This window comes from Pseudomonas sp. 15C (assembly GCF_055484735.1).
Map to the genome: position 1 here is coordinate 1 of NZ_JBUDGD010000099.1, position 10,459 is coordinate 10,459.

Genomic DNA, 10,459 nt, shown 5'->3' on the forward strand with positions numbered 1-10,459 from the left:
AGCGTTTTGGGTTACCTTTTTGGCGTTTGAAAAAGGTGACCCGCCGTAAGGGCGGAACCCTAAGCAGCCGTTACCGCAGCAACGGATATGTACCCAAAAAACCAACACAGCACAGACCAATCATTGCCAGCCAAACCGCCGAACATAAAAGCCCTTCACCGCCTGAGTCAGCCCCATATACGCCAGCAGAATCACCGGCAAAAACACAAAATACAGCGACGGCAATGCCTGCAACTTGAAGTAATGCGCCAACGGCCCCATCGGCAGAAAAATCCCGACCGCCATGATAATCCCGGTCATTACCAACAGCGGCATCGCAGCACGGCTTTGCAGAAACGGAATCTTCGGCGTGCGAATCATGTGCACGATCAACGTCTGGGTCAGCAACCCGACCACAAACCAGCCAGACTGGAACAGCGTCTGGTGATCCGGCGTATTGGCATCGAACACGTACCACATCAAGGCAAACGTGGTGATATCGAAAATCGAACTGATCGGGCCAAAAAACAGCATGAAACGCCCAACGTCGCCCGGCTGCCAGCGCTGCGGTTGTTTCAGCATGTCCTCGTCGACGTTATCGAACGGAATGGCAATCTGCGAAATGTCGTAAAGCAGGTTCTGCACCAGCAAGTGCATCGGCAGCATCGGCAGAAACGGAATGAACGCACTGGCCACCAGCACCGAGAACACGTTGCCGAAATTGGAGCTGGCGGTCATCTTGATGTACTTGAGCATGTTGGCGAAGGTGCGCCGCCCTTCGAGCACGCCCTCCTCCAGCACCATCAGGCTTTTTTCCAGAAGAATGATGTCGGCTGCTTCCTTGGCGATGTCCACCGCGCTGTCGACGGAAATCCCGATATCGGCCGTGCGCAGCGCCGGCGCATCGTTGATGCCGTCGCCCATGAAGCCGACCACATGGCCGTTGCCTTTGAGGCTGCGCACGATGCGTTCCTTGTGCGACGGCGTCAGTCTGGCGAAGACGTTGGTCTGCTCCACCGCCACGGCCAGTTCGGCATCGCTCATGCGCTCGATAGCGTTGCCCATCAGCAAGCCTTGCTGAGCGAGGCCGACTTCACGGCAGATCTTCGCGGTCACCAGCTCGTTGTCGCCGGTCAGCACTTTCACCGCCACGCCATGTGCGGCCAGAGCCTTGAGCGCCGGCGCCGTGCTTTCCTTGGGCGGATCGAGGAAGGCCACGTAACCGATCAGCGTCAGGTCCTGTTCGTCGGCAAGGCTGTAGACATCGCGGCCCTCTGGCATCGAGCGAGCCGCCACCGCTACCACGCGCAAGCCTTCAGCGTTGAACGCTGCTGTGACCTGGCGAATCCGGCTCAGCAGTTCATCGCTCAAGGCTTCATCGAATTCGCCATGACGCACCCGGCTGCACACCGCCAACACCTCTTCTACCGCACCTTTGCAGATCAATTGATGCGGCTGTCCACGGCCTTCGACCACCACCGACATGCGCCGGCGGTTGAAGTCGAACGGGATCTCATCGACCTTGCGAAACGCCGTGCCGACTTTCAGCTCACGATGGATTTCCACGTGTTCCAGCACCGCCACGTCGAGCAGGTTTTTCAGGCCGGTCTGGTAGTAGCTGTTGAGGTAGGCCATTTCCAGCACGTCATCGGAGTCTTCGCCCCACACGTCGACATTGCGCGCGAGGAAGATCCTGTCCTGGGTCAGGGTGCCGGTCTTGTCGGTGCACAGCACGTCCATGGCGCCGAAGTTCTGGATCGCGTCGAGGCGCTTGACGATGACTTTCTTGCGCGACAGAAACACCGCGCCTTTGGCCAGGGTCGAGGTGACGATCATCGGCAGCATTTCCGGGGTCAGGCCGACCGCAATCGACAGCGCGAACAGCAGCGCTTCGGTCCAGTCGCCCTTGGTGAAACCGTTGATGAAAAGCACCAGCGGTGCCATGACGAACATGAAACGGATCAACAGCCAGCTGACCTTGTTGACCCCTTGCTGGAACGAGGTCACCGCCCGATCAGTCGCCCCGACCCGCTGCGCCAGCGCGCCGAAACAGGTGTGATTGCCGATGGTGAGGATCACCGCCACGGCAGTGCCGGACACGACGTTGGTGCCCATGAACAGAATGTTGTCCAGCTCCAGCGGATTGCGCGTATCGCGATCGGCCTGGCGCGGAAATTTCTCCACCGGCATCGATTCACCGGTCATCGCCGCCTGGCTGACGAAAAGATCCTTGGCGCTGAGCACCCGGCAATCAGCGGGAATCATGTCGCCGGCCGAGAGCACGATCAGATCGCCCGGCACCAGTTGCCTGATCGGCAATTCGCGGCGCGGCGCGTCACGGCGCAGCACCGTGGCGGTGTTGCTGACCATGGCTTTGAGTGCATCGGCGGCCTGGTTGGATTTGCTTTCCTGCCAGAAGCGCAGCAGCGTCGACAGCACCACCATGGAGAAAATCACCACAGCGGCCTTCAAGTCTTCGGTCAGCCAAGAGATCACCGCCAGCAAGGTCAGCAGCAGGTTGAACGGGTTTTTGTAGCAGTGCCACAAGTGCGTCCACCCTGGCAGCGGTTGCTCGTGCTCGACCTCGTTGAAGCCGTGCTGCGCGCGCAGTGCGTCGATGTCGATATCGCGCAGGCCTTCGCAATGGCTGCCGAGCGATGACAACAATTCGCTGCTGTCGCAATGCGCGGCAGCGACCAGCGTGTTGGCCAGGGTTAGCGGGACTTCGCGGCTGACCGTGCTGTCGTTGAGCGATTCCAGCAGCGCCAGACGACGGAAGTGCCGGGCAATGTGGCGGTTGCGCAGGAAGCCTGCGAAAAATTCCTTGAGCGTAAGTTTCATGGCTGTTGCCCCTGTGGTCAGCCGGGAAACCGTCAAGCAGGTACGACCGCACCGCTGCCGCCGGAAAAAACCGGCACGGCAAGGCGTGGCGCGCCAGTCAAAAAGACAGGCGTGTCGATAGGGCTGGGATCACGACTATGAAGTCGTAGTCACGCTCTGTTCAGCGTCGATGAGAAGGACGTCGAGGCATGCCCAGGACGGGCCATGCACGGGATGCCGCTGCTCGCTGTTACGGCGAGACAACGGCAGAGAAAAGGCTGCGCGTTATCTTGCCGAGCATCTGCCGGTTACCGAGACCGGCCGACAACTGTCACTCGAACAAGTACCCACTGTGGGTCTCCGCTATTGATGAAAACGCGTGGAGCTTACGCCCGCAGCAAAACGGCTGGAAGAGGTGTTACGGGGAAAGTCGCGGGTGTTCAGGAAGGGTTCAGGAATCAGTTTTTCGCTGGACGCGATGGCCCCATCGCGGGCAAGCCCGCTCCCACAGGGATCTGCGGTGAACACACATTTTGCGTCCAGCGCAGATCCTGTGGGAGCGGGCTTGCCCGCAATGGCGATGTGACAGGCGCAGCAGATCTCAGCTGGCCGTCGCCAGCAGCAGATCCGCCACCGACCGCTGCCCACGGTGCCTGCCATGCTCATACAGCGAGCCGGCAATCTCGTCCGCGCGGATCGGCAGCACCGACAGCAAGGTGTCGCTCAGGCCATGGCTGGCCTGGCAGAAGCCCTGCATGTAGATCCCGGCCTTGCAGCGCTCATCGGTGATCAGTTTGTAATGGCGGTCAACCTCGAACTCGCCCAGATACTCTTCCAGCGGCGCCAACAGTTTGCGATGCATCTGCCGCTCGTAACCGGTGGCCAGCACCACCGCATCGTAATGCCGCACGGTGACTTCACCGGTGGCGTTGTTGCGCACCGCCAGTTCGACACCGTTGTCAGTCGCGGTGGCGCTCTCGACGGTGGTCAGGGTGCGGAAGGCATGCCGGGCGATCCCGGAAACCTTCTGGCGATAGAAGATGCCGTAGATGCGTTCGATCAGGTCGATGTCGACCACCGAATAATTGGTGTTGTGATACTCGTTGACCAGACGCTCGCGCTCGGCGCTGTTCTGCTGGAACACCAGGTCGGTGAATTCCGGCGAAAACACTTCGTTGACGAACGGGCTGTCGTCCGCCGGCTTCAACGCCGAACCGCGCAGGATCATGTCGACCTGCACCGACGGGAACGAATCGTTGAGATCGATGAACGCCTCCGCCGCGCTCTGCCCGCCCCCGATAATCGCGATGCTCATCGGCTGATTGTTCACGCACGGCTGTTTGGCCATCTGCGACAGGTACTGCGAGTGATGGAAGACCCGGCGATCACCCTTCAGCGCCTTGAACGCCTCGGGAATACGCGGCGTACCGCCAGCACTGACCACCACCGAACGCGTGGTGCGCACAAATTGCTGGCCGTCGCTGCCACGGGAAATCACCCGCAACGCCTCGACCTGCTGGTTGTGCAGGACCGGCTCGATGGTCAGCACTTCTTCACCGTAACGGCTCTGCGCGGTGAACTGCCCGGCCACCCAGCGCAGGTAGTCGTTGTACTCCATGCGGCACGGGTAAAAGGTGCCGAGGTTGATGAAGTCGACCAGACGACCGTGATATTTCAGGTAGTTGACGAACGAGTAGGGGCTGGTCGGATTGCGCAGGGTCACCAGGTCCTTGAGGAACGAAATCTGCAATTCGCTCTGGGTCGACAGGGTGTTGCCGTGCCAGCTGTAATCGGCCTGCTTGTCGAGGAACAGCACATCCAGCTCGCCGTGGCTCGGCCCGCGCTCTTGCAGAGCGATGGCCAGCGCCAGGTTCGAAGGGCCGAAACCGACGCCGATCAGGTCGTGAACGATGGGCGATGCAATTGCCTGAGTCATTTCCAGTGTCCTCTGGATGAACCCCTCAACAAGGGGCAAGGAGAGCCTAAGTGACCCGACTGGCCTTGAGCAGGACAGCAGGTCGTCTGTTGAGTAGGAACGAGGACAGGGAAATAAAATTTAACGGCGCCGGCTCAATGGGCATCCCATTGCTTGATCCGCTGGCGGCAATGTTTCATCGCGTTGACGATGTGTTTTTCCACCAACGCTTTGGAAATGCCCAATTGCTCGGCGATTTCCGGGTGCGACAGACCTTCGATCTTGCGCAGCAGAAAACTGTCGCGGCACAGCGGCGACAATTCGCCCAGGGCGCGTTGCAGCATGTCCAGGCGCTGACCGTGGTCGAGGGTGCTGTGCGGGGACGGAGTGAAGTAGCGCTCTTCGTTGTCGAGTACTTCCAGTGATTCGACCTGGCGCAGGGCATTGCGCCGATGGTCGTCGATGACCAGGTTCAACGCAGTGCGGTAGAGAAATGCGCGGGGCTGTTCGATCGGGGTTTCGCTGGAGCGTTCAAGCACCCGCAGATAAGCGTCATGCACCACATCTTCGGCGACCTGACGGTTGCCGAGCTTGGCGTTCAGGAAACACACCAGCTCTCGATAGTAGTTTTCCAACATGACTCCCGCCCGCAAATCTGCGGTTTCTGTCCTTGAGCGCACTGATCGGCGACGCCGCAAACGGCAGTAGCAAGATAGTGGCAACTTGAAGGACGTAATTTATAGTAATTCTCATATAGATTTAAAGTAGTGTTTGGCCTTGACCGACAAATAGTCCGCTTCTATAGCTGTAACTTTGTGTGTCTCCGCTTAAATTCCCCTGCCCTTGCCACGTTTACAGGACAGCTTCCCGTGTCTGTCGCGCCCCGTGACAGCGTTCGCTGCGGCCCCAACCTGATTGTGCCAGCCGAACGACGGGCCGACTCCACTGGCCGGAACCCTGCATGAAACGTCCCCGCCCTGCCCGACGCGCCCTGCTCGTAGTCCTTTGTCTGATCCCGGTTGTCAGTTATGCCGCGTGGCAGATGCTGCCGCCGGGTCGGGAGAAATTTGTCACCGTGCAAGTGTCGCGCGGCGATATAGAGAGCAGCGTCACCGCCCTCGGCACGCTGCAACCGCGCCGTTACGTAGACGTCGGCGCGCAGGCGTCCGGGCAGATTCAGAAGATTCATGTCGAAGTGGGTGACGTGGTCAAGGAAGGCCAGTTGCTGGTGGAAATCGACCCGTCGACACAGAAAGCCAAACTCGACGCCGGGCGTTTCTCCATTGAAAACCTCAAGGCGCAATGGCAGGAGCAGCGCGCCCAGCACGAACTGGCTCAGCAGAAATACCAGCGTCAGCAAAATCTCGCGGCTGGCGGCGCGACCCGTGAAGAAGACGTCCAGACTGCCCGCGCCGAACTGAAAGCCACGCAAGCACGCATCGACATGTTCCAGGCGCAGATACGCCAGGCCGAAGCCAGCCTGCGCAGCGATCAGGCCGAGCTCGGCTACACGCAGATCTATGCGCCAATGGCCGGCACCGTGGTGGCTCTCGATGCGCGCGAAGGCCAGACCCTCAATGCCCAGCAACAGACGCCGCTGATTTTGCGCATCGCCCGACTGTCGCCGATGACCGTGTGGGCCGAGGTCTCGGAAGCGGATATCGGCCACGTCAAACCAGGCATGAGCGCTTACTTCACCACGCTCAGCGGCGGCAACCGGCGCTGGAGCAGTAAGGTCCGACAAATTCTGCCAGTGCCACCCAAGCCACTGGACCAGACCAGCCAGGGCGGCGGCAGCCCGGCCAACAGCAGTAAAAGCGGCAGCGCCCGCGTGGTGCTTTACACCGTGCTGCTGGATGTCGATAACGCCGACAACGCCCTGATGGCGGAGATGACCACCCAAGTGTTCTTCGTCGCCGATCAGGCCAAAGACGTACTCACCGCGCCGGTGGCTGCCCTGCAAGGCAGCAGCAAGGCCGATCGGCAGACCGCGCAGGTGGTCGCCGCCAATGGCAAGATCGAGCCCCGTGAAGTGCGCACCGGCATCAGTGACAGGCTCAAAGTGCAGATTCTCGACGGCCTGAATGAAGGTGATCATCTGCTGATCGGCCCGGCCAGCGGCAGTGGGGGTTGAATGCAAACGCCCCTGATCGACCTGCAGGACATCCGCAAATCCTACGGCGGCGGCGACGCACCGCAAGTTCACGTCCTGCGCGGCATCGATCTGTCGATCCACGCCGGCGAATTCGTGGCGATCGTCGGCGCGTCCGGCTCCGGCAAGTCGACGCTGATGAACATCCTCGGCTGCCTCGACCGGCCGACTTGCGGCGAATACCGTTTCGCCGGAGAAAACGTCGCCGGCCTGGACAGCGATGAACTGGCCTGGCTACGCCGTGAAGCATTCGGTTTCGTGTTTCAGGGCTACCACCTGATTCCGTCCGGCTCGGCTCAGGAGAACGTCGAGATGCCGGCGATCTATGCCGGCACCCCGGCCGCCGAACGCCATGCCCGCGCCTCCGCCCTGCTCGACCGGCTCGGTCTGGCCTCGCGCACCGGCAACCGTCCGCATCAGTTGTCCGGCGGCCAGCAGCAACGGGTCTCGATCGCTCGCGCCTTGATGAACGGCGGCCACATTATTCTCGCCGACGAACCGACCGGCGCCCTCGACAGCCACAGCGGCAAAGAGGTCATGGCGCTGCTCGACGAACTGGCGAGTCAGGGCCATGTGGTGATTCTTATCACCCACGACCGCGAAGTGGCAGCGCGGGCCAAACGCATCATCGAAATCAGTGACGGCCTTATTATCAGTGACAGCGCAAAGGACAACCCCCAAGCCCAGACCAGCGCCAACCCCGGCGCCTTGCAAGCGGTCGACCTGCGCAAGCGCCTGAGCGAAGACGCCGAAGCCACCGGCGCGTGGAAAGGCGAACTGGTCGACGCCTTGCAGGCTGCGTGGCGGGTGATGTGGATCAACCGTTTCCGCACCGCACTGACCCTGCTCGGGATCATCATTGGCGTGGCCTCGGTGGTGGTGATGCTCGCCGTCGGCGAAGGCAGCAAGCGCCAGGTCATGGCGCAGATGGGCGCGTTCGGCTCGAACATCATTTACCTCAGCGGCTCGGCGCCCAATCCGCGCACGCCGCCAGGGATCGTCACCCTCGATGACGTGCGGGCTCTGGCAAGCCTGCCGCAAGTGCAACGGATCATGCCGGTCAACGGCGCCGAGGCCGGCGTACGCTTCGGCAATGCCGACCATTTGAGCTACGTAGGCGGCAACGACACGAACTTCCCGGCGATTTTCAACTGGCCGGTGGTGCAAGGCAGCTACTTCACCGAGGCCGACGAAGCCAACGCAGCCGCCGTCGCGGTGATCGGCCACAAGGTACGAACCAAACTGCTCAAGGACATCGCCAACCCGATCGGCCAATACATCCTGATCGAGAACGTACCGTTCCAGGTCGTCGGCGTGCTCGCGGAAAAAGGCGCCAGTTCCGGCGACTCCGACAGCGACAACCGCATCGCCATCCCCTACTCCGCTGCGAGCGTTCGGCTGTTCGGCACGCGTGACCCGGAATACGTCGCCATTGCTGCTACCGACGCAGGCAAGGTCAAGGACGCCGAGCAGGCCATCGAGCAATTGATGCTGCAGCTGCACAACGGCAAGAAGGATTTCGAACTGACCAACAATGCCGCGATGATCCAGGCCGAAGCGCGCACGCAGAACACCCTGTCGCTGATGCTCGGTTCGATTGCGGCGATTTCGCTGCTGGTCGGCGGCATCGGTGTAATGAACATCATGCTGATGACCGTGCGCGAACGCACCCGTGAGATCGGTATTCGCATGGCCACCGGTGCGCGCCAACGCGACATCCTCCGTCAGTTCCTCACCGAGGCGGTGATGCTTTCGGTGGTCGGTGGCATCGCCGGGATCGCCCTGGCATTGATGGTTGGCGGCGTGCTGATTCTCAGTGAAGTAGCCGTCGCCTTCTCGTTGCTGGCGGTGCTCGGCGCGTTTGCCTGCGCCCTGGTGACCGGTGTCGTCTTCGGCTTCATGCCGGCCCGCAAAGCTGCCCGACTTGACCCGGTCACGGCCCTTACCAGTGAATGATCGATCTATGAAACCGCGTCTCAGTGTGTTGACCGTGTGCCTGATGCTCAGCGCTTGCGGCAGTCCCGTTCAGCGCCCGGACAGCGGCGTGCAGGCACCCGCGGCCTGGCAAGCGCCGCACGCCGCCAGCGTCGCCCAGAGTGATCGGCAGTGGTGGACACAATTTGCCAGCGCGGAACTCGATCGCCTGATCGAACAAGCCCGCCTCGGCAGTTTCGACCTCGCCGCTGCGGTTGCGCGCGTGCGCCAGGCCCAGGCCGGCACGGTGATTGCCGGTGGCTCGCAGTTGCCGGAAATCAAGGCCGGGCTCAACGGCAATCGGCAAAAGCTGCTGCGCGGCAATGGCTACAGCCAGCTCGATGCCGACAGCAGCAACCAGGCCGTGGACTATTTCGATGCCAGCCTGAGCGCTACCTACGAAGTCGATTTCTGGGGCGGTAAACGTGCGTCCCGCGACAGTGCGCAATTCACCTTGCAGGCCAGTGAGTTCGACCGCGCGACGGTCGAACTGACCCTGCTCAGCAGCGTCGCCACTGCGTATGCGCAGACCCTGGCGCTACGCGAGCAAAGCCGCATCGCCGAACTGAATCTGGCCAACGCGCAACGGGTGTTGAAACTGGTGCAGACACGCTTCGATTCAGGCTCGGCCACGGCGCTGGAACTGGCGCAACAGAAGAGTCTGGTCGCCGCCCGGCAGTGGCAATTACCGCGCGTGCAACAGGAGGCCCAGGCCGCGTTGATCAGCCTCGCGGCACTGCTCGGCCAACCGGTGCAACAACTGGCGCCAACCGGTTCTTTCGACGATCTGCAATGGCCCGAGATTGCGGCCGGCATCCCCAGCGAACTGCTCAGTCGGCGCCCGGACATCGCCCGCGCCGAAGCGCAACTGGCCGCGGCCGAGGCCGACGTCAAGGTCGCCCGTGCGGCGATGCTGCCGACGCTGACTTTGACGGCGCAACTGGGCTCCGGTGCCGATCAGTTCGATGATGTGTTGCGCAGCCCTTTTTACAATCTCACCGCCGGCCTGGTCGCGCCGATCTTCAACAACGGTCGCCTCGGCGCTGAACGTGACAAGGCCACGGCGCGTCAGCAGGAACTGCTGGAAACTTACCGAGGCGCGATCATCAATGGTTTCGCCGATGTGGAAAAAGCCCTGAACAGCATTCGCCGTCTGGATGAGCAGCGGCAGTGGCAATCTGAGGAGTTGAGTCAGGCGCAGATGGCTTTCAATATTGCCCAGAGCCGTTACGAAGCGGGCGCTGAGGATCTGCTTACGGTGCTGGAGACTCAGCGCACGCTGTATGCCGCGCAGGATCAGCAGGTGCAACTGCGGCTGGCGCGGGTGCAGGCGAGTATTGCGTTGTACAAGGCGTTGGGGGGTGGGTGGCGGGCGCTGTGATTGGGGATTTTTTGGGTACATATCCGTTGCTGCGGTAACGGCTTCTTATGGTTTCGCCCTTACGGCGAGTCCCTTTTTCAGACGCCAAAAAGGAACCAAAAGGCTTTGCTCCTACGTACGGCCCTCGCAGGCTCGGGTCCCTTCGCTGCGGGATCGATCCGGGCGCAGCGGCTACGGTTTGCTTCGCTGCACCTACTTCCGCTGTGTACGACTTCGTCGTACGGTCGCTGCGCTCCCA

Annotated in this window: 6 protein-coding genes; 3 read left to right on the plus strand and 3 right to left on the minus strand. The window is 61.5% G+C overall.

All coding sequences use genetic code 11. The features are described 5' to 3' along the window. Positions 1–120 precede the first annotated feature (120 nt). The 3 genes from mgtA to ACYYKW_RS25930 all read right to left on the minus strand — a co-directional run bounded on the left by mgtA (position 121) and on the right by ACYYKW_RS25930 (position 5,352). On the minus strand, positions 121–2,820 hold the full coding sequence (mgtA, locus tag ACYYKW_RS25920; protein ID WP_464991535.1) for a magnesium-translocating P-type ATPase: 2,700 nt from the start codon (positions 2,818–2,820) through the stop codon (positions 121–123). Positions 2,821–3,400: 580 nt separating this feature from the next. After that, positions 3,401–4,735, minus strand: coding sequence for a lysine N(6)-hydroxylase/L-ornithine N(5)-oxygenase family protein (locus ACYYKW_RS25925; RefSeq protein WP_464991536.1), 1,335 nt, complete (start codon positions 4,733–4,735; stop codon positions 3,401–3,403). 134 nt (positions 4,736–4,869) lie between these two features. Continuing rightward, the gene (locus tag ACYYKW_RS25930; RefSeq protein ID WP_093102888.1) at positions 4,870–5,352 is read right to left on the minus strand and encodes a sigma-70 family RNA polymerase sigma factor; all 483 of its coding nucleotides are present in this window, start codon (positions 5,350–5,352) and stop codon (positions 4,870–4,872) included. 323 nt (positions 5,353–5,675) lie between these two features. Between ACYYKW_RS25930 and ACYYKW_RS25935 the strand changes: the two genes are divergently transcribed. The 3 genes from ACYYKW_RS25935 to ACYYKW_RS25945 are packed head-to-tail and all read left to right on the plus strand — an operon-like array spanning position 5,676 to position 10,221. Then, on the plus strand, positions 5,676–6,848 hold the full coding sequence (locus ACYYKW_RS25935; protein ID WP_464991537.1) for an efflux RND transporter periplasmic adaptor subunit: 1,173 nt from the start codon (positions 5,676–5,678) through the stop codon (positions 6,846–6,848). Beyond that, complete coding sequence (locus ACYYKW_RS25940; RefSeq protein ID WP_464991538.1) at positions 6,849–8,822, plus strand: MacB family efflux pump subunit; 1,974 nt, start codon at positions 6,849–6,851, stop codon at positions 8,820–8,822. A gap of 7 nt (positions 8,823–8,829) precedes the next feature. Beyond that, positions 8,830–10,221, plus strand: coding sequence for an efflux transporter outer membrane subunit (locus ACYYKW_RS25945; RefSeq protein WP_464991539.1), 1,392 nt, complete (start codon positions 8,830–8,832; stop codon positions 10,219–10,221). Positions 10,222–10,459: the final 238 nt, after the last annotated feature.

Excerpts from the sequence above, each read along its gene's own strand:
- mgtA (WP_464991535.1), bottom strand. The coding sequence starts at position 2,820 with ATGAAACTTACGCTCAAGGAATTTTTCGCAGGCTTCCTGCGCAACCGC.
- ACYYKW_RS25925 (WP_464991536.1), bottom strand. The coding sequence starts at position 4,735 with ATGACTCAGGCAATTGCATCGCCCATCGTTCACGACCTGATCGGCGTC.
- ACYYKW_RS25930 (WP_093102888.1), bottom strand. The coding sequence starts at position 5,352 with ATGTTGGAAAACTACTATCGAGAGCTGGTGTGTTTCCTGAACGCCAAG.
- ACYYKW_RS25935 (WP_464991537.1), top strand. The coding sequence starts at position 5,676 with ATGAAACGTCCCCGCCCTGCCCGACGCGCCCTGCTCGTAGTCCTTTGT.
- ACYYKW_RS25940 (WP_464991538.1), top strand. The coding sequence starts at position 6,849 with ATGCAAACGCCCCTGATCGACCTGCAGGACATCCGCAAATCCTACGGC.
- ACYYKW_RS25945 (WP_464991539.1), top strand. The coding sequence starts at position 8,830 with ATGAAACCGCGTCTCAGTGTGTTGACCGTGTGCCTGATGCTCAGCGCT.